This is a genomic window from Actinomadura hibisca NBRC 15177, assembly GCF_001552635.1.
Classification (GTDB): domain Bacteria; phylum Actinomycetota; class Actinomycetes; order Streptosporangiales; family Streptosporangiaceae; genus Spirillospora; species Spirillospora hibisca.
The window spans coordinates 50,368-72,859 of record NZ_BCRO01000022.1; the positions used below are offsets into that span (position 1 = coordinate 50,368).

Sequence of the window (22,492 nt, forward strand, 5' to 3'; positions counted from 1 at the left end):
TTCTCCCCCGCCTGTGGATAACTTCTACGAGCGGGCGACCAGCTCCACGTCCGCGCGGAAGCCCGCGTAGGTCTTCAGCTCGGCGCTCACCGGGCTCAGCACCTTCTCCTCCGCGACCCGCTCGATGCGGTCGCGCATGTGGCCCTCCATCCGGTCGCCGAGCCGGGCCGACGACAGCGCGACCAGGTTGCGGCACGCCGACGCCGTCAGCCAGCCCATCCCCAGCGTGCACACCACCAGGATCGACACGTACGGGATCAGGCCCGCCTCGCTGACCAGGGCCGGGGCGTCCTCGCCGCCCGCGTCGAAGACGCCGTAGGCGACCAGCAGGCCGATCCACGCCACGCCCAGCACGGTGACCAGCACCAGGAAGTACTGCCAGGTCTTCACCAGCCACCACCAGCGCGGCACCTGGTTGAAGGTCGGCAGCGCGTCCTTGAGCGAGACGCCGAGGGCCTCGGGCAGCTCGGCCGCGTGCGAGCGGGCCGCCGCGCGGACCGCGCGCGCCCAGGCGGGCGGCAGGTCGGCCGTCACGCCGTCGGTCACGCCGCTCAGCGCGTTGTCCACATCGCCCTGCTGCGCCCCGATCGGGCCGGTGAACGCGCCGCGCAGCTCCTCGCGCAGCTCGGTGAGGCGCATCCGGCGCAGCGGGTCGGACCGCAGCCGCGCGACCATGGAGCTGACGGGCCAGCCCACGAAGTCGGCGGCGCGCAGCTCGTAGGCGCTCTCCATCGCCTCCGCCACGGCGGGCGCGCCCGCCGCGTCGGTGAGGTTCTGGACCAGCTCGGCGCGGTGCTCGGGGTCGAGGTGGGCGGGCGGTTCGGCCTCGCCGTGGTACTCGGCGAACCGCTCGGCGATCCGGCCGACGTCGGTGGCCAGCCGGTCGCTGCGGGCGCGCCGCGCGGCCACGGTGTCCACCAGCACCTCGCGGAAGCCGCGCACGCCGTCCTCGGCGGTCGCCGAGGTGGTGATGATCCGCGGGTGGCGCAGGCCCTCGGCCTCCAGCAGGCGGCGCAGGTCGGTGACGCACTCCTCGACCTCGCCGGGCTGGAGCCGGTCCACCTGGTTCAGCACGATCAGCGTGACGCCCGCGTACTCGGCGAACGGCACGATGTAGTTGCGGTGCAGGGCCGCGTCGGCGTACTTCTGCGGGTCGACCACCCACACCAGCAGGTCGGCGATGTGCACGAACCGGTCGACCTCGGCGCGGTGCATCGCCTGGATCGAGTCGTGGTCGGGCAGGTCCAGCAGCACCAGGCCCTGGAGGGAGCTGTCGGTGCGGGCGGCGTCCAGCGCGCTGGCGCGGGCGTAGCGGTGCCGCTTGTCGACGTCGAGCCAGTCCAGCAGCGGGCCCGCGCCGTCCAGGCCCCACACGCAGGCGTGCGCCTTGGAGGTCATCGGGCGGCGCATCCCGGTGGGCGACAGCTCCAGCCCGCAGATGGCGTTGAACAGCGACGACTTGCCGCTGCCGGTGCCGCCGGCGAGGGCGACGACGGTGTGCTCGCCCGACAGCCGCAGCCGCTGCCCGGCGCGGTCCAGCAGCACCTCGGCGTCGTCCAGCAGCCGCTGGTCCAGGCGGCCGGACCCGGCGCGGAACAGGCGCTCCAGGGCGTCGAGGCGTTCGGGCAGGCCGGGCGCGGGGGCCGCCGCGGGCCCGGCCTGCGGATCGGCCGACGGTTTCGCGGGCAGGGCCGAGGTGGTCATCGTGCGACCTCAAGGTTGTAAGTGGCCTGGTAGAGCTGGACGGGGACGTTCTGGTCGGGGATGCCGGCCGCGTCCAGGGCCTGCCCGAACCGGATCGCCTCCTCGTCGAACAACATCCCGATGCGGCTGCGCAGGTCGGCGCGGGCCTTGGCGCCCATGCCGCGCAACGACTCGGCGCCGAACAGCGCCTTCAGCAGCCGCTGCGGGACGGCGCTGGTGCCGCCCTCGACGTTGACGTCGGCGGTGCCGTAGCCGAGCAGCCCGATCATCAGCACCAGCGACAGCGCCTCGGAGTCGAACGACACCAGCTTGGCGACCGAGCGCTTGGTGACGCCCTCGGTGCGGATCAGCTCCTGGACGTGGTCCTGCCAGGAGCTGACGGCGCGGGTCACCCGGCGCGACAGCTCGGGGGACACCCGTTCGGCGGCGCGGTGCGGCGCGGCGGCCGGGGCGTCCAGCACGTGCCCGCCCGCCGGGTGCTCGCGCCAGCTCGCCAGGACCTGGTCGGCGGCGTGCTCGGCGGAGGACAGGATCAGCGACTCCAGGCCGCTGCGCAGCGCCGCCTTCAGCGCGCGGACGCGGGCCGGGCTGCGGTGCCGCCGCGTGGTGGTGCGGCGCGGGCCGCGGCCGCGCCGCACGTGCAGGGAGCGCAGCAGGTCGCCGGTGCCCGCGAAGTCCTGCCAGCGGGCCAGCACCTCGCCGCGCAGCAGCGACCCGTTGCGGGTGGCCTCGTCCAGCTCGGCGAGCGCGGTGGCGTAGGCGGACTCGACGGCGCGGGCCAGCTCGGCGCGCTGCTCGACCTGCGCCTCGACCTGCTTGGCCAGCTCGGGGACGCGGGTGCGGAAGCTGTCGAGCACGCCGCCGAGGGTGTCGCCGATGACGACCTCGCGGTCGACGCTGCTGTCGGCGACGCCGACCAGCCAGGACCGGATGTCCGCCACCGTCTCCTCGGGCAGGCGGCTGCCCTCGACGCGCGTCTCGGGGATGGTGAAGCGGTGCGCGTCGCCGACGCCCTGCTCGGTGAGCATCTCGCCGAAGTGCTCGACGACCTCCGAGCCCCCGCCGTCGGGCACGCGCGACAGCACGACGCCGATGGTGGCGCCGTTGTCCCGGGCGCGCTGGAGCATCTGCCACACCTGCGCGTCGGCGTACCGGGCGGCGGTGGTGACGCAGAGCCAGAGGTCGGCGGCGGCCATCAGCTTGGTGGCGAACTCGTAGTGGTCCTCGAAGACCGAGTCGAAGTCGGGGCTGTCCAGCAGCGCCAGGCCGGGCGGCAGGGCGTCGCTGGCGATGATGACGAGCTGGTCGCCGGCGATGGCGTCGGGCGCGGGGCCGCGCACCCGGCCCATGCCCGGCAACATCGGCCCTTCCAGGAACCAGTCGGCGTGGTCGGGGTGGCACACCAGGATGGGGCTGCTGGTGGTGGGGCGCAGCACTCCGGTGGCGCTGACGCGCGCGCCCACCAGGGTGTTGACCAGGGTGGACTTGCCCGCGCCGGTGGAGCCGCCGAGCACCACGAGCATGGGCTTGCCCGCCGCCTGGACGCGCGGCAGGACGTAGTCCTCCAGCTGGTTGCGGATCTCGGTGCGGGCCTCGCGCGCCTCGGCGACGCCGGGGACGTCGAGCACGAAGTCGAAGGCGTTGAGCTGGTCGCGCAGCGCGGTGAGGGCGCGCGTGAGCGCGCCCTTGCGCGCGGTCGCGGCGGCGACGGCACCGGGCTCGGGGAAGGGGGCGAGGGGGTCCTCGGTCTTGGCGGGCGTGCGGGCGGGGGTGCTGGGAGCGGGAGGGGTGCTGGAGGCAGTGGCGGCCGCGGCGTGGGCGGCGCTGCCGGACTCGGCCACGTCGGCGGCGGCGACCGCAGCGTCGGCGGTGCCGGACTTGGCCGCGCCGGTGCCGGTGGTGCCGGACTTGGCCGCGCCGGTGGCTGCGGAGTCGGCGGCGGCGCCTTCCTTGAGCACTTCGGCGCTGCCAGAGCCGGCCACGCCGGCGGGACCGGACTTGGCCACGCCACTGGCCCCGGCTGCCGCGTCGGCGCTGCCTGACCTGGCCACGCCGTCGGCCTCGGACGTCTCGGTGGCGGTGCCGGGCTTGGCCATGCCGCCGGTCCCGGTCGCCGCGTCCGCGGGGCCGGGGCTGGTCACGCCGTCGGGCTTGGCCGTGGGTTCGGGCGGCACGGGCTGTTCGCCTTCCGCCGTCGGTTCCGGGGCCTTCGCGTGCTTGCCGGGGGGCTGGTCGCCGGCGGGACCGGGCGAGGTCACCGGGCTCCGGTCCGGGGCGCCGCCGGTGTCCTCGTCGTGGACCGCGCTCTGTTCTGCCGGGGGTGTCACGGATCCCGTCCCATGTCCGCTCGTCGAATCATGTCGATCTCTCGTGCCACGGTCACCACGTCGCCCACGACCACGATCGCCGGCGGCCGGACCCCGGCGGCCGCCATCTCGTCGGCGACCGTGGCCAGCGTGGCGGTCAGCGCCCGCTGTCCGGGGAGGGTGCCGTCCTGGACCACCGCGACCGGCGTGTCGGACGACCGACCATAGCGCATGAGGGCCGCGGCGATGAGGGCCATGCGCTCCACCGCCATCAGCAGCACGAGGGTGCCGTTGGCGCGGGCCAGGGCGGCCCAGTCGACGGTGGATTCGGGGTGTCCGGGGGCGACGTGCGCGGAGACCACGTGGAACTCCTGGGACACGCCGCGGTGGGTGACCGGGATGCCCGCCGCCGAGGGGACGGCGACGGCGCTGGTGATGCCGGGCACCACCGTCACCGGGACGCCGTGCCGCGCGCAGTGCAGGGCCTCCTCGCCGCCGCGCCCGAACACGAACGGGTCGCCGCCCTTGAGCCGCACCACGAACTTGCCCTGCTGCGCGTGCTCGACGAGGTAGGCGTTGATGCGGTCCTGGGTGACGGTGCGGCCGTAGGGGATCTTGGCGGCGTCGATCACCTCGACGTCGGCGGCCAGCTCGTCCAGCAGCTCGCGCGGCGCGAGGCGGTCGGTGACCACCACGTCGGCCTGGGCCAGCAGCTGGCGGCCGCGCACGGTGATCAGGCCGGGGTCGCCGGGGCCGCCGCCGACCAGCGCGACGCCGACCGGCTTGTGCCGCGAGTGCCGCGACTCCAGCCGTCCCTCGCGCAGGTCCTCCACGACCGAGTCGCGGATCCCGGCGGCGCGGCGCGGGTCGCCGCCCGACAACACGCCCACCGTGGTCTCGCCGACCTGGCCGGAGGCGGGGGTCCAGCCCGGGGAGGCGTCGGCGTCGTCGGCGCGCACCGACCAGATCCGGGCCTCCTCGGCCTCGGCGACGACGTCGGCGTTGACCTTGCCGTCGTCGGTGACCGCCTGCACCAGCCAGGCCCCGGCGCAGTCGCCGGGGCGGTAGGGCCGGGCGTGCCAGGTGACGCGGCCGTCGTTGATCAGGTCGTCCAGCGAGGGCGTGACCTCGGGCGACACCAGCACCACCTCGGCGCCGGCGGCCAGCAGCGCGGGCACGCGGCGCTGGGCGACCCGGCCCCCGCCGACGACGAGGACGCGTCGCCCGCCGAGACGGAGGCCGAGCAGGTACGGGGGCACGTCGGTGTTCTCTCGATCGGCGCGCGGCGGTGGATGCCGGACGCGGGTGACGGACATGTGGCTTTGTGGACCAAAGGTACTCGGAGCGACAAGGTCATGGAGAGGGTCCCCGCCCAGTCGATAGCAGGTGGTGCCTCATACCGTGATCATGTCGTTACGCCCGGGGGTGTTTATCGCTCACCCCCGCCGAGTCGAAGGTGGCGACCTCGTGGAGGACCCGGACGGCGCCCTGCACGAGCGGCAGCGCCAGCAGCGCGCCGGTCCCCTCGCCCAGGCGTAGTTCCAGGTCCACCAGCGGGCGGAGCCCCAGGTGGGAAACGGTAGCGGAATGTCCGGGCTCGGCCGAACGGTGCCCCGCCACGCACGCGCCGAGCGCGTCCGGGCACAACGCGGCGGCGACGAGGGCGGCGGCCCCGGCGATCACGCCGTCGAGCACCACCGGCACGCGCAGCGCGGCCGCGCCGAGGACGAATCCGGCGAGCGCGGCGTGCTCCAGGCCGCCCACGGCCGCCAGCACGTCCAAGGGGTCGCGCCCGGCCGCGCCGTCCGGTCCGGCGAGGCCGTGGCGCTCCAGGGCGGCCTCGATGACGGTGATCTTGTGCGCGTGGGTCGCGTCGTCGATGCCGGTGCCGCGCCCGGTCACCTGCGCGGGCGGCAGGCCCGTGAACGCCGCGATCAGCGCCGCCGACGCCGTGGTGTTCGCGATCCCCATGTCCCCGGTGACCAGGCAGCGCGACCCGGCCGACACCAGGTCGCGGGCCACCTCGATGCCGGTCTCCACGGCCTGCCGCGCCTGTTCGGGCGTCATCGCGGGCCCCCGCGTCATGTCGGCGGTGCCGGGCGCGACCTTGCGCGGCAGCAGGCCCGGCGCGGCGTCCAGGTCGGCGGCGACGCCCACGTCCACGACGGTGACCTCGGCCCCGACCTGCCCGGCGAAGGCGTTGACGACCGCTCCCCCGGCCAGGAAGTTGCCGACCATCTGCGCGGTGACCTCCTGCGGCCACGGCGTGACGCCCTGGGCGTGCACGCCGTGGTCGGCGGCGAACACCGCGACGGCGGCGGGCTCGGGCAGCGGCGGCGGGCACTGCCCGGCCAGGCCCGCGAGCCGCACCGACACCTCCTCCAGCACGCCGAGCGAGCCCGGCGGCTTGGTCAGGCGGTCCTGGAGGTCGCGGGCGTCGCGCATGGCGGCCTCGTCCGGGGGGCGGATGGCGGCGACGGTCTCGTCAATCAGGTTCACGGCGTCCTCTCCGGGCAGCCCGCGCCGCCCGTACTCCTCGTTGTGCACCGCCCACGCCAGCGGGCGGCGGAACGCCCAGCCGCTCAGGGCGAGCTGCGGGGCGGGCGGGAACTGCGCCACGCGGCCGACGCACAGGTAGGCGACGACCTCCAGGTGGGCGGGCAGGCCCAGCTCGGCGGCCAGTTCCCGTTCGTCGAAGAAGCTGACCCAGCCGACGCCGAGGTCCTCGGCGCGGGCGGCCAGCCACAGGTTCTGCACGGCGCAGGCGACCGAGTAGGGCGCGGTCCGCGGCTGCGCGTGGCGGCCGAGCGGGTTGCGGCCGCCGCGCGTCGGGTCGCAGGTCACGGCGATGTTGATCGGGGCCTCGCGGATCGCCTCGACCTTCATGCCGTCGAAGCGGGCGGCGCGCGCGGGCACCAGCGAGGCGGCGTAGGCGCGGCGCTGGCGTTCGGCCAGGTCGCGGACGCGTTCGCGGCGTTCGGCGGACCGGATGACCACGAAGTCCCAGGGCTGGGTGAGCCCGACCGACGGCGCGCGGTGCGCCGCCTCCAGGACGCGGGTGAGCGCGGCGTCGTCCACCGGGTCGGGCAGGAAGCCGTCGCGGATGTCGCGGCGCTCGGCGATCACCTGGTGGACGGCGTCAGATGCCCAGCTCACCGAGCACCTCCAGCAGCCGGTCGTTGGTGGCGCGGTCGCGGACGGCCACGCGCAGCCAGTCGGTGCCGAGGCCGGGGAAGGTGTCGCCGCGCCGCACCGCGTAGCCGCGCTGGCGCAGCAGGGCCCGGACGCCCAGCGCGTCGGGCGCGCGCAGGCACAGGAACGAGGCGCGCGGCTCGGGCACGACGTACAGGCCGCGCGCGCTGAACTCGGCGGCGAACCGGTCGCGCTCGGCGGCCAGGTCGGCGGCCCACGCGTCGGCCTCGGCGACGGCCTCGGGCTCGCAGCACGCCTCGATCGCCACGAGCGCGGGCGTGGACACCGCCCACAGCGGTTGCGCCTCGGCGAGCCGGGCGATCAGGCGCGGGTCGGCCAGGACGTAACCGGCGCGCAGCCCGGCGAGGCCCCAGGTCTTGGTGAGGCTGCGCAGCACGACCACGCCGGAGGGCAGGCGGCCGGTGAGGGTCTCGGGCTCGCCGGGCACGCAGTCCATGAACGCCTCGTCCACCACGACGGTGCGGCCGGGCCGGGCCAGCGCGGCGATCGCGGCGGCGGGGTGCAGGACCGAGGTGGGGTTGGTCGGGTTGCCGATCATCACCAGGTCGGCGGCGGCGGGCACGTCGGCCGGGTCGAGGGTGAAGTCCTTGCCGAGCACGACGCGCTCGACGGTGTGCCCGGCGGCGCGCAGCGCGGCCTCCGGCTCGGTGAACTGCGGGTGCACCACGACGGCGTGCCGGGGCTCCAGCACCCGCGCCAGCAGCACGAACGCCTCGGCAGCCCCGGCGGTCAGCAGCACCTCGTCGGCGGCGCGGCCGTGCCGCCGCGCGACGGCGTGCCGGGCACTGGTGGGGTCGGGATAGGCGGCCAGGTCGGCGACCGAGGCGCGGATGCGCTCGGCCAGCCAGTCCGGGGGCGTGCCGGTGCGGACGTTGACCGCGAAGTCCAGCAGGCCGCCGCCGACCTCGGCGTCACCGTGGTGGCGCAGGTCCACCTCGTCGGGGAAGGTCACTGCCCCTCCTCGTGGTAGAGCAGGGCGTTGACGGCGGCCGCGGCGACGGCCGAGCCGCCCTTCTCCGACACGTTGCTGAGCTGCGGCAGGCCGCTGGCGCGCAGCGCCTCCTTGGCCTCGGCCGCGCCGACGAACCCGACCGGCAGGCCGATGACCAGCGCGGGCCGCACCTGGCGCGCGATGATCTCGAAGATGGCCGACGGGGAGGAACCCACCACCCACACCGCGCCGGGGCCGACCTCGGAGTAGGACAGCCGGACGGCGGCGGCCTCCCGGGTGATCCCGGCGGCGCGGGCCATCCGGGCGGCGGCGGGCTCGCCGATGTGGCACAACGCCCGGCGGGCGGTGATCCCGGCGGTGACCATGCCCTCGTCGGCGACGACGGGCGCGCCGCCGCGCAGCGCGGCCAGCCCCCGGGCCAGGTGCTCCTCGCGGGTGACCAGGTCCACCGCGTACTCCAGGTCGGCGCTGACGTGGATGACGCGCTCGGCGACCGCCCGCCACAGCGGCGGCATCGGGGACAGGTCGACCCGCGCGCGCAGGATCTCGTACGACCGGACCTCGATGGGGTGGGGCTGGCGGACCGTGGTCACCGTTCCTCCTTGGTCGTCATGACGGCTTCCGGCTGACCAGGGTGGCACGCGCGCGGAGCGGTTGCCCCATCGGTGGTGATTCCTAACACTTTGCCACTATTCATCCCATCGCCGGTGACCTGGGGCACAGCGGCGACGGCGGTGGTGACCTGCGCGGACTTGCGCTTCTGGACGACGAGCCGGGCGGGGCCGCCCAGCTCGCGGGCGGCGTGCAGGGCGGCGGCCTCGGCGACGCTGGGGGTGCCGACGCCGCTGCGGGCGGCCTCGGAGGGGTTGGGCACGGCGACGGCGGCGAGCGTGGCGGCGGGGTAGCCGAGCAGGGGCCAGCCGCGCTGATCAGCGACTTTCCGGATGCCGGGCTCGTGGATCTTGGAGTCGACGGTCGCCATCGCGCGCACGGCACGCGGGGACAGCGCGGCGGCGGCCAGGACGGCATCGATCAGCGTCCCGACCTCGGCCGCCTCAGCCCCCGCGCACGTGCCGACCCCGATCACGAGCAGGAGACCGCCGCTCGTAGACCCGGCTCCCGGCGTAGCAACGTGATCGTCTTCGGTGGTGGCGACACGGGGCGGGTCGCCGGTCATGCGGAGGGCTCTTCCGGGAGGGGGGTGATCGTTTGGGGGCGGCGAGCGCGGGTGCGGCGCGGGCGTTCGGTGGCGGGTGCGGTGCGCTCGCCGGTGATGACGAAGGTCGGGGTGGTCTCTGGAGCGTCGAACGGCGTTGCCTGTAGCCGGACGGCCTGCGCGGTGAACTTCTCGGCCTGTAGTGCGTTCAGGATGGGGCGCACGGCCTGTTCGTCGGTGGTCGTGGCCACTATGCACCGCAGGACTCTGGATGCTGCCGCTCGAACTACGGCTGGAGTGGGGTCGCCTAGGAAAACCGCGTCCGGGACGGGTAGGTGCTCGAAGACCGTCGGGGGCTCGCCGCGCGACACCGCCACCTTCACGCCGTGTTCCCGGATGTCGCCCCGGATCGTCTCACACACCTGCGGATCGCGGGCCACGGCTACGGCCGCCGCCCCGGCTCGCGCGCACGCGATGGCCACCGTGCCGTCGCCGTCCACGTCCCACACCAGGTCACCTACGCGCGGGGCGAGCCTGGCCAGCACTACCGCCGCTATCTCGCTCGTGGGTATTTCCGGGAACGGGCGCGGACCCGACGTCCAGCCCACGACACCGGTCGCGTCCGTCGCATCTAGGACCAGCACCACTTCCGGCTGATTCCACGGACGCGTCGTCGCCTCCGCCGGACGCACGTGCACCACCCGTTCGGCCGGGCCTCCCAGGTCCTCGCACACCACGAACGCGCGCGGCGACTGTGGGAACAGCGCGCGGGCCAGCTCCGCCGGGCCCGCGTCCGGGGCGGTCAGCACCGCCACCTTCGGGTGCGCGCGGCACGCGTTCACCGCGCGCCTCAGGCCGCCCTCTCCCGCTGACACCACCAGCGCGTCGTCCCAGGGGAAACCCGCTCGCGCAAATGCCCGCGCTACTACGGAAACGGCGGGCAGCACGCGTGGGCGGTGGCCGCGTTCGCGCAGGGTCCGCACGACGCCGAAGAAGCCAGGGTCTCCGGCGGCCAGTACGACCGTCTCCGCGTCGGGGTCGATGTCCTCCAGCGCCCCTACGCGCGCGCCCGAGGGCAGGTCCACCGCCGCCAGCACGCGCGCGTCGCCCGTCACCAGGTCGGCCGCCGCCAGCAACCGCCGCGCCTCCTCCGGCAGCGGCGCGCCGTCGTACCCGACCACCGTGATCATGCGCTCACCCCGAACGGGCCATCCGCCCGTACATGCCGACCATGCGCGCCGCCGCGCCGTCCATCAGCACCACCTGCACCGCCAGCGGGCTCGTCTCGGTCCCGGCGACGGCGGCGGCCACGCCCTCCAGCTGGTCGGCGACCGACCGGCTCAGCTCGCGCCCGCACTGCCCGAGCAGCCCGGCCGCCTCCCACAGCTCGTACGCGCGGGCCGCGTCCCCGGCGGCGGCGACGTCGGCGGCCTGCTGCGGCGAGCCGCCCATCACGGTGGTGATGCCCGCGAGCAGCGCCGGGCCGCCCGCCAGCGCGCACAGCGGCCGGATCGTCCCCACCACGATGAGCTGGGACAGGCCGTGCAGGACGGCCGCGCGCACGGCGGGCTCCACGTTCTCCGACGCCTCGCCCGCGTCGACGAAGCACTCCTCCGGCAGCTTGGGAAGCATCCCCCGCGCGCCCGCGCGGGCCTGCTCGCCGGTGTACAGGACGAGCGTCTTCTCGCCCGCCGCCGCGATCGCGGCGATGTTCTGGTCCTGGGTCATGGCCGAAGAGCCTGACGAAGGCCGGAGCGGGACGCCGCCGCGCCGCGCCGGAGGAACCGCAACCGCGTCCGAGTCGAGACCCGCCAGATCAGGGGCGATCAGCCCGAACACGTACTGGTCCTCGTTGCGGCCGTCCACGCGCTCGGCTCCGCGCGCGACGCCTTCGCGCAGGAAACCGCCCTTCTCCGCCACCCGGATCGACGCCTGGTTCGCCACCCGCGCCCGCAACTCCACCCGGTGCAGGCCGCAGTCGCGCAGCGCCCACGACGCCACCAGCCGCAGCGCCTCGGTCGCGTACCCGCGCCCGCGCGTCGCGGGGCGCATCCCGTAGCCGACCTCGCAGGTGAGCTGGCCCCAGTCCACCCGGAACAGCCCGATCGTGCCCGCCAGGCGGCCGGTCCCCCGGTCGACGACGGCCAGGTGCACGCCCAGCGCGTACCGGTGCGGCTGGTGCACACCCGTCTTGAACCACCAGGTCAGCGCCTCGGTGTCCAGCTCGGTCGGGAAGTTGGGCGGCAACCAGTCCTCGCGCGCCCGGACGATCTCGATGTAGTCGGCGGCGTCGTCCAGCTCGAACGGCCGCACCAGGACTTTTTCGCCCGTCAGCCGGATCGGGCCCTTGAACTCGTCCTGGCTCATCGGGCGGCCTCCACCAGCCGTCGCGCGAAGTGCGGCGCACCGGCCCAGTGCAGATGCAGGTAGGACGCCAGCAGCCGCCCGCGCACGAATCCCTCCGGGCCGTCGGTGGACCACTGCCAGGCGGGGGTCGTGCCATGGCCGGGCTCGGTGACGGTGCGGTGGAACTCGTGACCGTGCACGCGCTCGCCCGCGCGCGCGACGACCGAGTCCGCGACGGCGACGGCCGCGCGGTAACCGAGCGTCAGGCGCGGGGCCATGGTCGCGGTGACGTCGTCCAGCACTCCGCACATCGGAGCGCCGTCCAGCTCGCGCGCGAGGTAAAGCAGTCCGGCGCACTCGGCGTAGACCGCGCCGTCGAACGCCGCCACGGCCTTGCGCAACGGCTCGTTGGCCGACAGTTCGGCCGCGTACACCTCGGGGAACCCGCCGCCGATCACCAGGCCGCGCGTGCCCTCGGGCAGCGCGGTGTCGCGCAGCGGGTCGAAGCGCACGACCTCCGCGCCCGCCGCCGTCAGCAGTTCCTCGTTCTCGGCGTACCCGAAGGTGAACGCCGGGCCGCCCGCCACCGCCACGCGCGGCCGTCCCGGCACCGGCTCGCCGGTCTCGGGCGTCCACGCGGGGGCGGTCAGCGGCGGCGCGCTGCGGGCCAGTTCCAGCAGCGCGTCCAGGTCGCACGAGGCGGCGACCAGCTCGCCCAGCCGTTCCACCGTCGCGAGGGCGTCGGCGTGCCGTTCGGCGGCGGGCACCAGGCCGAGGTGCCGCGACGGCTTGGCCACCGCGTCGTGGCGGCGCAGCGCGCCCAGCACCGGCAGGCCCAGCTCCTCGATGGCCGCGCGGCACATCGCCTCGTGCCCGTCGGAGCCGAGCCGGTTGAGGATCACCCCGCCCAGCCGGACGCCGCCGAACGTGCGGAACCCGTGCACCAGCGCCGCCACCGACCGTCCGGCCGCCGCCGACGCGTCCACCACCAGCACCACCGGCGCCTCGATCAGCGCCGCGACGTGCGCGGTGGAGGCGTAGTCGCCGCCCGACACCGCGTCCTGCCCGGCCTTGGCCGCGCCGTCGAACAGCCCCATCACGCCCTCGACCACCGCCACGTCGGCCCCGGCCGCGCCGTGCCGCAGCAGCGGGACCACCAGGTCCGGCGAGGTCAGCCACGGGTCCAGGTTGCGGCCCGGCCGCCCGGTGGCCAGCGCGTGGTAGCCGGGGTCGATGTAGTCGGGGCCGACCTTGTGCGGCGAGACCGCGAGGCCCCGCGCGGCCAGTGCCGCCATCAGCCCCGTGGCCACGGTCGTCTTGCCGCTGCCCGAGGACGGGGCGGCGACGACCAGGCGCGGCAGATCTACCACTCGATGCCCTTCTGTCCCTTCTGCCCCCGGTCCATCGGGTGCTTGACCTTCGCCATCTCGGTGACCAGGTCGGCGAACTCCAGCAGGCGCGGGTCGGCGTCGCGGCCGGTGATGATCACGTGCTGGTTGCCGGGCCGGTCCTTCAGCGCGGCGATGACGTCCTCGACGTCCACCCAGCCCCACTTCATCGGGTAGGTGAACTCGTCCAGCACGTACAGCCGGTAGGTCTCGGCGGCCAGGTCGCGCTTGATCTGCTCCCAGCCCTCGCGGGCGTCGGCGGCGTGGTCCTCCTCGCTGCCGGGCCGCTGGATCCACGACCAGCCCTCGCCCATCTTGTTCCACGCGACGGTGCCGCCCTCGCCGCTCTCGCCGAGCACCCGCAGCGCGGTCTCCTCGCCGATGCGCCACTTGGCGGACTTCACAAACTGGAACACCCCGATCGGCCAGCCCTGGTTCCAGGCGCGCAGCGCCAGCCCGAACGCGGCCGTGGACTTGCCCTTGCCCGGACCGGTGTGCACCATCACCAGCGGCTGGTTGCGGCGCGCGCGGGTGGTCAGCCCGTCGTCGGGCACGTACTCCGGCTTCCCCTGCGGCATCCCTACGCCACCTTCCTGACGTCCCGAACCACCCCGGCCAGCCCGTCGGCGGCCAGCTCCTCCAGGCGGACGACCTGCGCGCCCAGCCGGGTGCCCAGCGCGGCGGCCAGGCCGAGCCTCACCGGGCCGCTCTCGCAGTCCACCACGACCGAGGCGACCCCCGACAGCAGCCCCGCGGCGGCGGCCGGGTCCGGCCCGTGGGTGGCGCGGCCGTCGGTGACCAGCACCAGCAGCGGGCGGCGCGCCGGATCGCGCAGCCGCTCGACGCGCAGCACCTCGGCGGCGCGCAGCAGCCCGGCGCTCAGCGGGGTGCGGCCGCCGGTCGGCAGCCGCTCCAGCCGCCGCGCCCCGGCCTCCACCGACGAGGTCGGCGGCAGCGCGAGGTCGGCGTCACGGCCCCGGAAGGTGATCAGCCCGACCTTGTCGCGCCGCTGGTAGGCGTCCAGCAGCAGGCTCAGCACCGCGCCCTTGACCGCGCGCATCCGCTTGCGGGCGGCCATCGAGCCGCTGGCGTCCACGACGAACAGCACGAGGTTGCCCTCGCGGCCGTCGCGCACCGGTTCGCGCAGGTCCTCGGGCGCGACCAGCAGGCCGGGGCCGGTGCGGCCGCGCGCCCGCTGGTGCGGGGCGGCGGCGCGCAGGGTCGCGCTGAGGTGCACGCCGTGGGAGCCGGGACGGTCGCCGGACACGCGGCCGTGCGGGCTGCGCGCCTTGGAGCGGCGGCCGGGCGCGCCCGCGCCCATGCCGGGCACGGTGAACAGGCGGGGCTTGTAGGCGGCGTCGGCGGGGGCGGGTTCCTGATCGCCGCCGCCCTGCTTTTCAGGGCCGCTGTTCTGCTGCTCGTCGGAGGGGGCGGAGCCGTTGCCGGACGGTTCGGGCGCGTCCTGCGGCCCGTCACCGCCGCCTGGTCCATCCGGTCCGTCGGGGCCCTCGCCGGGGCCGTCGCCGTCAGGCTGGGGCGGCTCGGGGTCGCTGTGCTCGTCGAGGATCTGGTCCAGCTTGTCGCGGTCCAGGCCCGGCGCGTCGAACGGGTCGCGCCGCCGCCGGTGCGGCAGCGCGAGGCGCGCGGCGGTCCGCACGTCGTCCTCGTTGACGCTGTCGCGGCCGTCCCAGGCGGCCAGCGCGATCGCGGCGCGGGCCGTCACCAGGTCGGCGCGCAGGCCGTCCACCTCGAACGCCGCGCACACCGCCGTGATCTGCCGCAGCGCCGCGTCGGTCAGCTCGACGCCGGGCAACCGCGCCTGCGCGGCGGCGATACGGGCGGCGAGACCGGCCTCCGCCGCCGCGAACCCGGCGGCGAAGCCCTCGGGGTCGGCCTCGAAGCGCAACCGCCGCCGCACCACCTCGGCGCGCTCGGCGGGGTCGCGCGTGGCGGCGACCTCGACGGTCAGCCCGAACCGGTCCAGCAGCTGCGGGCGCAGCTCCCCCTCCTCGGGGTTCATGGTGCCCACCAGCAGGAACCGGGCCGCGTGCCGCACCGACACGCCCTCGCGCTCGACGTGGGACTCGCCCATCGCGGCGGCGTCCAGCAGCAGGTCCACCAGGTGGTCGTGCAAGAGGTTGACCTCGTCCACGTAGAGCACGCCCCGGTGCGCGGCGGCCAGCAGGCCCGGCTCGAACGCCTTGACGCCCTCGGTCAGCGCCCGCTCGATGTCCAGCGAGCCGGTCAGCCGGTCCTCCGACGCGCCGACCGGCAGCTCCACCAGCCGCGCGGGCCGGTCGGCGGCCTGCTCCCCAGCCGGGTGCGGGCCGTCGGGGCAGGCCGGATCGGGGTCGCGCGGGTCGCAGGAGAAGCGGCAGCCGTCCACCACGCGCAGGCCCGGCAGCAGGTCGGCCAGCGCCCGCACGATCGTGGACTTGGCGGTGCCCTTCTCGCCCCGCACCAGCACCCCGCCGACGCCGGGGGAAACCGCGTTGACCAGCAGCGCGAGCTTCAGGTCGTCCATCCCCACCACCGCGGAGAAGGGGTAGCGCGCCGTGCGCGCGCGGCTCATGAGCCCATCAGAGGGGGCATGCCTCATCGTTCCTTCCGTCGGGTGTCCACGCCCGTGGCGGCCAGCGTCCGACGGCCGGAGTTCCTGGCTCCCGGCTCCCCCTCGGCCCTCCGGCGTCACCGCCGCGCACGATGGAGGGGGACTCCCCGGTCACAGTTGCGGGACAGCCCCGGAATTGGCCGTCGATCGTCTGGCGCTCGCGCACTGATCGGCTGGGCCGCACCGGGTTCCTCCGCGTCCGTCGCCCGCCCAGGATGACATACCGCCTGTTACGCCCCAAGCCACGACCGGTGCGGAGCTTATTGGCAATGCGCCAACAACGTGTTCCACTGGGGCCATGGACACCACCGCCTCCCGGCTGCCCTTCCGTCCCGGCGACGTCTCCTGGACGGTGACGCGCGAACCGGTGCTCGGCCTCGGCGCGGCCCCCACGCTGCTGCTCCAGGTGACCCACCCGCTCGTCGCCGCGGGCGTCGACCAGCACTCCGACTTCGAGCGCGACCCGTTCGCGCGGTTGTGGCGGACGGCCGACATCATGCTCAAGCTGTCGTTCGCCGACGCCGAGACGTCGGCGCGGCAGTCCCGCGTGCTGCGCGCCATGCACAAGCGCGTGGAGGGGGTCTCCGACGAGGGCACGCCTTACCGCGCGCTGGACCCCGACCTGCTGACGTGGGTGTGGGCGACGCTGGTGCACAACGCGCTCGACCTGTACCAGCGCACGTTCGGGCCGCTATCGGACGCCGACCGCGAGCGCTTCTACCAGGAGCAGAAGCTCATCGCCCACGCGTGCGGTGTACCGGAGGGCCACTGCCCGGAGGGGTACGCCGAGTTCCGCGCCTACTTCGCGCGCGTCGTGCGCGAGGAGCTGCGCCCCACCGCGACCTCGGCCAAGCTGCTGGACATGGATCGGCGGCTGCCCCTGCCCGCCCCGCTCGGCTCCGCCTACCTGCACCTCAACCTGCTGGCCGCCGGGGCGTTGCTACCGCCGGACCTGCGCCGCACGCTGGGTATCCCGTGGAACGCGCGGCGCGCGGCGGCGTTCAACGCGCTGCTGCGCGCCAACCGGGCCGGGGCCAGGGTCGTCCCGGCGCGGGTGCGGCACCGGCCGACCGACTACCTGGTGGCGCGCGACAAGCCGTTGCGCCTGTTCAGCACCAGGCGGGCCCGGCCCGGCGCGACGCGCGCGGCATAGGCTGGCGGGGTGGCACCGTCCAAAGCGCGCTACCAGCGGCTCCCCCACGACGAGCGGCGCGACCAGATCCTCGCGGTGGCGCGGCGCATGTTCACCGAGCTGCCCTACGCCGAGGTCTCCACCACCGCCATCGCCGACCGGGCCGGGGTGCGCCGCGGGCTGATCCACTACTACTTCGGCACCAAGCGGGACCTGTTCCTGGAGGTGGTGCGCGGGCTGGCGGCGGGCGCGGCCCTCCAGGCCCCGCCGCCGGACGCCGCCCTGCCGCTGCCCGAGACGGCCGAACTGTGCGTGGACCTGTACCTGGACGCCGCCGAGGCGAGCGGCGTGACGTGGTTCGCGGCGGTGGACGCCGAGGGCTTCGGCCAGGACCCCGAGCTGCTGCGGATCATCAACCGGGCGCGGGACCTGACGGTGGACCACCTGCTGACGGTGCTGGGCGTGCCCGATCCCGGCACCGCGCTGCGGGCGGTGCTGCACACCTACTCGGGGCTGGCCGAGTCGGCGACGCGGCAGTGGTTGCAGGAGAAGACGCTGACGCGGGCGCAGGTGCACACGCTGCTGTCACGGTCGTTGCTGGCGCTGGTCACCGAGATCGGCCCGGCGGTCGAACGCGCCGGATGACGCGACGCGTCCCCCTTATGAGCACGCCTCGCAGCGCGGCTCAAAGCATGCCTCGCAACACGCGTCGGAGCACGCCTCGCAGCGCGGCTCAGAGGGTCGCGGGGGCGGGCGCCGGGACCGCGAACCACACCGCCTTCCCCGGCACGCGCGCGCCGAGCCGGGAGGTGGAGCGCAGCGTCCCCCACCGGCCCTTCGACAGCTCGCGCACGATGCTGAGGCCGCGCCCGCAGTCGCCCGACGTCCACGAGTAGCCGGGCAGCCGCGCCTCGGCGTGCGCGTCGAAGACGGCGCAGCGGACCTCCACCTGGGGCCCGGCGTCGCCCCCGTCGATCGGCTCGCCGAGGTACAGCCACAACTCGTGCGGGCCGTGCTCCCCGGCGTGCTGGTAGGCGTTGGTGGCCAGCTCGCTGACCATGAGCTTGGCGTCGCCGACGACGTCGGGCGGCACGCCGAGCCCGGCGAGCGCCCCGGCCAGCGCGCGGCGGGCGTGCGAGGCGCAGCCGGGGCCGCGCGGCAGCGCCCAGACCCGGCCGGGACGGCCGCACGCGCCGGTCACGGTGACACCGCCCTCCCCGGCCCCGGCGGCGGCCCCGAGGACCGCGCCGGCGTCGCACGCGCCGAGGGCCCAGGCGTCGGGGCCGTCGGCGTCCGGCGCGCCGGGCCCGGCACCGCCGCCCCGCCCTCGCCCGTCCACCGGCGGAGGTTCGGCGTCGGCCGCCAGGTCGTCCGGCGACGCCGGCGCGAGGCCGGGCATCGTGGCCGGCGCGTCGGCGGTGATCTCAGGCGAGGTGTTCACGGGTTCCTCCCGTGGGCGCAGGCGCTCGGGGGCGGGCGGCACCCGTACGACGCGTCCCGTCTCGTCACAATCGGTTTCCGTCTCGTCACGATTCAGCGTGTCGTGAGATTCTCAGTCCCGCAACCGTCTCGCCAAGATTGCTCTGGCGTTCCCCTTCGACGGTTTTCGTCATTCCCCTGTCCGGAGGGTCCCCGGCGGAGCACACTCCGGAGGCATGACCTATAGCCCAACCGTGCGCGGACGGCGGCTCGCCAGGGAACTGCGCAGCCTGCGCGAGGAACTCGGCCTCACCCTCCAGGAGGTCGCCGACCGGCTCGACTGGTCGCGCGCCACGGTGTCCAGGCTGGAGACCGGCCAGACCCGGCCAAAGCCCGACGACATCGCCGGCCTGCTCGACCTGTACGGCGTGCCGAGCCCCGACCGCGACGCGCTGATCCGGCTGGCCCGCGAGGCGGGGCAGCGCGGCTGGTGGACCGCCTACGCCGACGTGTTCGCCGGCAGCTACGCGGCGCTGGAGGACGAGGCGTCGCGCATCCGCACCTGGGACCCGCAGCTCGTGCACGGCCTGCTCCAGACCGAGGACTACGCGCGCGCCGTCATCACCGCCGGGCGGATGTTGCCGACCAGCTACGAGATCGAGCGGCGTATCACCGCCCGCAAGATCCGCCAGCAGGTGCTGGACCGGCCCACCGCCCCGCAGTTCCAGATGATCATCGACGAGGCGGTGCTGCACCGCCAGATCGGCGGTCCCGGGGTGATGGCGGCCCAGCTCACCGCGCTGGCGGAGGCGTCGGCGCGGCCCAACGTCACCGTGCAGGTGGTGCCGTACGCGGCGCGCGAGCACGCGGGGCTGGACGGCCGGTTCACGATCCTGTCGTTCACCAACCCCGCCGACCCCGATATCGCCTACGTAGAGGGCACCATGGGTGACGTTTATCTCGAAAGCACCAAGGAAATAGCCAAACACGGGGACCGCTTCGACCGCATCGAGGCGGCGGCCCTGCCCCCGGAGGATTCCGCGCAGCTCATCTCCGAAGCGGTGACAAGGAGCGGCAAGTGAACCAACTCCAGCGCGAACTCACCCGTGAAATGTCCGGCGCCGCCTGGCGCACCTCGTCGCACAGCGGTAGCGGCGACCAGTGCGTCGAGGTGGCGTCCCTGACCGGCGCGCGGCACGCCGTGCGCGACTCCAAGGACCGGCGCGGCCCCGCGTTCGTCCTGACCGCCGACGCCTGGCACGACCTGCTGGACGTGGCGCGCGGGTCCTAGCGGCCCGCCGTCCGGAGAAGAGCCGCGGCCGCCGACGCGGCTCTTCGCGCCCCCTGCTCCCTCCCCGAACGTCCCCCGCCCCTTCCCCCCAAACTAGAACCCGTTCTAGTATCGCCCTGCGTCTCGACGACCGGAGGGCGATCACGTGACCGCGGATCTCAAGCTCGGCATCAACGTCGGCTACTGGCAGCGCGACCCCGACGACCAGACCGACACGGTGCTGGCCGCCGAGCGCCTGGGCTACCACGCGGTCTTCACCGCCGAGGCGTACGGCTCGGACGCGTTCACGCCGCTGGCCTGGTACGCCGCCCGCACCTCCACGATCAAGCTGGGCACCGCCGTGACGCAGATGTCGGCGCGCACCCCCGCCGCGACCGCGATGCACGCGCTGACGCTCGACGCGCTGTCGGGCGGCCGGATGATCCTCGGCCTGGGCGCGTCCGGCCCGCAGGTGGTGGAGGGCTGGTACGGGCAGCCGTTCCCCAAGCCGCTGGCGCGCACCCGCGAGTACCTCGACATCGTGCGCCAGGTGTGGCGGCGCGAGGAACCGGTGAGCAGCGACGGGCCGCACTACCCGCTGCCGTACCCGGGCGGCGCGGGCCTCGGCAAGCCGCTGAAGTCGATCGTGCATCCGCTGCGCCCGGAGATCCCCGTCTACCTCGGCGCGGAGGGGCCGAAGAACGTCGCGCTGGCCGCCGAGATCACCCAGGGCTGGTTGCCGCTGTTCGTGGACCCGTCGCAGATCGAGCCGGTGTTCGGCGGCTCGCTGGCGGGCCGCGCGCCCGGCTTCGAGATCGCCGCGACCGTCACCACGATCGTGACCGACGACCTGGCGTCCGCCCTGGAGTTCGCCAAGATCCCGCTGGCGTTCTACATCGGCGGCATGGGCGCCAAGGACCGCAACTTCCACCTCGACATGATCGGCCGCCTGGGCTACGCCGAGCAGGCGTCGCGCGTGCAGGAGCTGTTCCTGTCCGGCGACCGCGCGGCCGCGGTGAAGGCCGTCCCGGACGAGCTGGCCGACTCGATCTCGCTGCTGGGGCCGATCGGGCGGATCAGGGAGCGGCTGCAACTGTGGCGCGACAGCCCGGTGACGACGCTGCTGCTGGCGGGCGTGCGCGACGAGCCGACGCTGCGCGAGCTGCGCGACGCCGTCCTCGGCTGATCATGTGAGGCGTGCCACCCGGCCCGGCGGAATGCCATCCAGGGCCCGGACGCTGCACGGGGTGTCCGGACCTCACCCCCACCGCGACCGGAAAAAGGACACGTCATGTCTGTGCCGTCCACCTCCCAAGCCGACGCCGCACGCCTGCTCGTCCGCACCCTGGAGGCCGAGGGCGTCGAGTACGTCTTCGGCATCCCGGGCGAGGAGAACATCCACTTCGTGGACGCGCTGAACGACTCCTCGATCCGGTACGTGCTGGTGCGCCACGAGCAGGGCGCGGCGTTCATGGCCGAGATCTACGGGCGGCTCACCGGCAAGGCCGGGGTCGCCTCCGCCACGCTCGGGCCGGGCGCGATCAACCTCCAGCTCGGCGTCGCCGACGCCACCACCAACTCCACGCCGGTGGTCGCCATCTCCGCGCAGGTCGGGCTGGACCGCATCTACAAGGAGTCGCACCAGATCGTGGACCTGGTGTCGTTGTTCCGGCCGATCACCAAGTGGGCCGAGCTGGCGCCGACCGCCGAGGCGCTGCCGGAGATGGTGCGCAAGGCGTTCAAGACGGCGCAGACCGAGCGGCCCGGCGCGGTGTACCTGGCGATCCCCGAGGACGTGGAGGCCGCGCCGGTCTCCCCCGACCTGAAGCCGCTGCCGCGCAACGTCGTGCGGCCGCAGGAGCCGTCGCCCGCGCAGATCGCGCGCGCCGCCGACGTGCTGGCGCTCGCGCGGCAGCCGATCGTGCTGGCCGGGCACGGCGCGACGCGGGCCGGGGCGAGCGAGGCGCTGGTGCACTTCGCCGAGAAGCTGGGCCTGCCGGTCGCCACGACCTTCAACGGCAAGGGCGTGTTCCCCGACGACCACCGCAACGCGCTCGGCGCGGTCGGGTTCATGCGGCACGATTACGTGAACTTCGGGTTCGACGAGGCCGACGTGCTGATCGCGGTCGGCTACGAGCTCCAGGAGTTCGACCCCGTCAAGATCAACCCGCACGCCGACAAGAAGATCATCCACATCCACCAGTTCCCCGCCGAGGTGGACGACCACTACCCGGTCGAGGTGGGCGTGCAGGGCGACATCTCCCGCTCGTTGCGCCAGCTCGCCGACGCGGTGCACCGGCGCTTCGACACCGCGCACGGCGAGAAGATCCGCCGCCTGATCCAGCAGGACCTGGCCGAGGGCCGCACCGACGACGGGTTCCCGCTGTCGCCGCGCCGCGTCGTCGCCGACATCCGCGAGGCGATGGACCGCTCGGACATCGTGCTGGCCGACACCGGCGCCGTCAAAATGTGGATGGCGCGCATGTACCCGACCTACGAGCCGAACACGCTGCTGGTGTCCAACGGCCTGTCCTCGATGGGCTTCGCGGTCCCGGGCGCGCTGGCGGCCAAGCTCGCCCGGCCCGATCGCAAGGTGCTGGCGGCGACCGGCGACGGCGCGTTCCTGATGAACTCGCAGGAGCTGGAGACCGCCGTCCGCGAGAACATCCCGATCACGGTGCTGGTGTGGCAGGACGACGCCTACGGCCTGATCGAGTGGAAGATGCAGATGGAGCTGGGCCGCAGCTCGCACGTGAAGTTCGGCGGCATCGACTTCGTGAAGTACGCCGAGAGCCTGGGCGCGCACGGCCACCGGGTGACCTCGGCCGACGAGCTGCTGCCGACGCTGCACAAGGCGCTGGCCGAGAACGGCGTCTCGGTGGTGGCGGTGCCGGTGGACTACTCCCACAACCTGCGCCTCACCGACCGCCTGGGCGAACTGACCGGCCCGTTCTGAGCACGACACTGACAGGTTGACCGCCTCCCGGCGTGTGAC

General features: G+C 74.7%; 19 protein-coding genes and 1 riboswitch. Of the genes, 6 read left to right on the plus strand and 13 right to left on the minus strand.

The genetic code is table 11. The features are described from left to right. Positions 1-24: 24 nt before the first annotated feature. From AH6_RS10795 to AH6_RS10850, 12 genes are all read right to left on the minus strand, one after another. Entirely contained in the window at positions 25-1,704 is a 1,680-nt protein-coding gene (locus AH6_RS10795; RefSeq protein WP_067477721.1) for a GTPase family protein, read from the minus strand. After that, positions 1,701-4,031 (minus strand): AAA family ATPase, encoded by a 2,331-nt coding sequence (locus AH6_RS10800; protein ID WP_245679261.1) that lies wholly within the window; start codon positions 4,029-4,031, stop codon positions 1,701-1,703. The genes AH6_RS10795 and AH6_RS10800 overlap by 4 nt, the downstream gene beginning before the upstream one ends. Beyond that, positions 4,028-5,326, minus strand: coding sequence for a uroporphyrinogen-III C-methyltransferase (gene cobA, locus AH6_RS10805; protein WP_083982587.1), 1,299 nt, complete (start codon positions 5,324-5,326; stop codon positions 4,028-4,030). Before cobA ends, AH6_RS10800 begins: the two co-directional genes overlap by 4 nt. Positions 5,327-5,423: 97 nt before the next feature. Continuing rightward, entirely contained in the window at positions 5,424-7,166 is a 1,743-nt protein-coding gene (gene cobT / locus AH6_RS10810; RefSeq protein ID WP_067477724.1) for a nicotinate-nucleotide--dimethylbenzimidazole phosphoribosyltransferase, read from the minus strand. After that, the gene (gene cobC / locus AH6_RS10815; protein WP_067477727.1) at positions 7,150-8,175 is read right to left on the minus strand and encodes an Rv2231c family histidinol phosphate aminotransferase CobC; all 1,026 of its coding nucleotides are present in this window, start codon (positions 8,173-8,175) and stop codon (positions 7,150-7,152) included. The genes cobT and cobC overlap by 17 nt, the downstream gene beginning before the upstream one ends. Then, positions 8,172-8,768: a precorrin-8X methylmutase gene (locus tag AH6_RS10820; RefSeq protein ID WP_067477730.1), complete on the minus strand. Its 597-nt coding sequence runs from the start codon at positions 8,766-8,768 to the stop codon at positions 8,172-8,174. The genes cobC and AH6_RS10820 overlap by 4 nt, the downstream gene beginning before the upstream one ends. Continuing rightward, the gene (locus AH6_RS10825; protein WP_067477733.1) at positions 8,765-9,352 is read right to left on the minus strand and encodes a cobalamin biosynthesis protein; all 588 of its coding nucleotides are present in this window, start codon (positions 9,350-9,352) and stop codon (positions 8,765-8,767) included. Before AH6_RS10825 ends, AH6_RS10820 begins: the two co-directional genes overlap by 4 nt. Beyond that, on the minus strand, positions 9,349-10,521 hold the full coding sequence (cbiE, locus tag AH6_RS10830) for a precorrin-6y C5,15-methyltransferase (decarboxylating) subunit CbiE (protein WP_067477736.1): 1,173 nt from the start codon (positions 10,519-10,521) through the stop codon (positions 9,349-9,351). Before cbiE ends, AH6_RS10825 begins: the two co-directional genes overlap by 4 nt. A 4-nt stretch (positions 10,522-10,525) precedes the next feature. After that, positions 10,526-11,698 carry a GNAT family N-acetyltransferase gene (locus AH6_RS45130; protein WP_083982589.1) on the minus strand — a complete coding sequence of 391 codons (1,173 nt, stop codon included), beginning with the start codon at positions 11,696-11,698 and terminating at the stop codon, positions 10,526-10,528. Further along, positions 11,695-13,047: a cobyrinic acid a,c-diamide synthase CobB gene (locus AH6_RS10840; RefSeq protein WP_245679262.1), complete on the minus strand. Its 1,353-nt coding sequence runs from the start codon at positions 13,045-13,047 to the stop codon at positions 11,695-11,697. The genes AH6_RS45130 and AH6_RS10840 overlap by 4 nt, the downstream gene beginning before the upstream one ends. Next, positions 13,041-13,643, minus strand: a complete 603-nt coding sequence (cobO, locus tag AH6_RS10845) for a cob(I)yrinic acid a,c-diamide adenosyltransferase (protein WP_067477741.1) — start codon at positions 13,641-13,643, stop codon at positions 13,041-13,043. Before cobO ends, AH6_RS10840 begins: the two co-directional genes overlap by 7 nt. Before the next feature lie 2 nt (positions 13,644-13,645). After that, positions 13,646-15,637, minus strand: a complete 1,992-nt coding sequence (locus AH6_RS10850; protein WP_067477745.1) for a putative cobaltochelatase — start codon at positions 15,635-15,637, stop codon at positions 13,646-13,648. A 79-nt stretch (positions 15,638-15,716) separates the two neighbouring features. Further along, positions 15,717-15,869, minus strand: a riboswitch (cobalamin riboswitch). Positions 15,870-15,974: 105 nt separating this feature from the next. On the opposite strand from AH6_RS10850, the gene AH6_RS10855 reads away from it, so the two are divergent. Continuing rightward, positions 15,975-16,829 (plus strand): oxygenase MpaB family protein, encoded by an 855-nt coding sequence (locus tag AH6_RS10855; protein ID WP_067477748.1) that lies wholly within the window; start codon positions 15,975-15,977, stop codon positions 16,827-16,829. Positions 16,830-16,838: 9 nt separating this feature from the next. Next, complete coding sequence (locus AH6_RS10860; RefSeq protein WP_067477751.1) at positions 16,839-17,453, plus strand: TetR/AcrR family transcriptional regulator; 615 nt, start codon at positions 16,839-16,841, stop codon at positions 17,451-17,453. A gap of 88 nt (positions 17,454-17,541) precedes the next feature. Here AH6_RS10860 and AH6_RS10865 read toward each other — a convergent pair whose 3' ends face one another. After that, complete coding sequence (locus tag AH6_RS10865; protein ID WP_157431398.1) at positions 17,542-18,249, minus strand: ATP-binding protein; 708 nt, start codon at positions 18,247-18,249, stop codon at positions 17,542-17,544. Positions 18,250-18,463: 214 nt separating this feature from the next. Between AH6_RS10865 and AH6_RS10870 the strand changes: the two genes are divergently transcribed. The 4 genes from AH6_RS10870 to AH6_RS10885 all read left to right on the plus strand — a co-directional run bounded on the left by AH6_RS10870 (position 18,464) and on the right by AH6_RS10885 (position 22,453). Next, a complete protein-coding gene (locus AH6_RS10870; protein WP_067477754.1) occupies positions 18,464-19,309 on the plus strand; it encodes a helix-turn-helix domain-containing protein in 846 nt (281 codons plus the stop codon). Beyond that, positions 19,306-19,518: a DUF397 domain-containing protein gene (locus AH6_RS10875; protein WP_245679263.1), complete on the plus strand. Its 213-nt coding sequence runs from the start codon at positions 19,306-19,308 to the stop codon at positions 19,516-19,518. The genes AH6_RS10870 and AH6_RS10875 overlap by 4 nt, the downstream gene beginning before the upstream one ends. 145 nt (positions 19,519-19,663) lie before the next feature. Further along, positions 19,664-20,683: an LLM class F420-dependent oxidoreductase gene (locus AH6_RS10880; RefSeq protein ID WP_067477756.1), complete on the plus strand. Its 1,020-nt coding sequence runs from the start codon at positions 19,664-19,666 to the stop codon at positions 20,681-20,683. A 105-nt stretch (positions 20,684-20,788) separates the two neighbouring features. Then, on the plus strand, positions 20,789-22,453 hold the full coding sequence (locus AH6_RS10885) for an acetolactate synthase large subunit (RefSeq protein WP_067477759.1): 1,665 nt from the start codon (positions 20,789-20,791) through the stop codon (positions 22,451-22,453). Positions 22,454-22,492: the final 39 nt, after the last annotated feature.

Coding starts and splice junctions, on each gene's coding strand:
- AH6_RS10795 (WP_067477721.1), bottom strand. CDS start 1,704: ATGACCACCTCGGCCCTGCCCGCGAAACCGTCGGCCGATCCGCAGGCC.
- cobA (WP_083982587.1), bottom strand. CDS start 5,326: ATGTCCGTCACCCGCGTCCGGCATCCACCGCCGCGCGCCGATCGAGAG.
- AH6_RS10825 (WP_067477733.1), bottom strand. CDS start 9,352: ATGACCGGCGACCCGCCCCGTGTCGCCACCACCGAAGACGATCACGTT.
- cbiE (WP_067477736.1), bottom strand. CDS start 10,521: ATGATCACGGTGGTCGGGTACGACGGCGCGCCGCTGCCGGAGGAGGCG.
- AH6_RS45130 (WP_083982589.1), bottom strand. CDS start 11,698: ATGAGCCAGGACGAGTTCAAGGGCCCGATCCGGCTGACGGGCGAAAAA.
- cobO (WP_067477741.1), bottom strand. CDS start 13,643: ATGCCGCAGGGGAAGCCGGAGTACGTGCCCGACGACGGGCTGACCACC.
- AH6_RS10850 (WP_067477745.1), bottom strand. CDS start 15,637: ATGAGCCGCGCGCGCACGGCGCGCTACCCCTTCTCCGCGGTGGTGGGG.
- AH6_RS10855 (WP_067477748.1), top strand. CDS start 15,975: ATGGACACCACCGCCTCCCGGCTGCCCTTCCGTCCCGGCGACGTCTCC.
- AH6_RS10870 (WP_067477754.1), top strand. CDS start 18,464: ATGACCTATAGCCCAACCGTGCGCGGACGGCGGCTCGCCAGGGAACTG.
- AH6_RS10885 (WP_067477759.1), top strand. CDS start 20,789: ATGTCTGTGCCGTCCACCTCCCAAGCCGACGCCGCACGCCTGCTCGTC.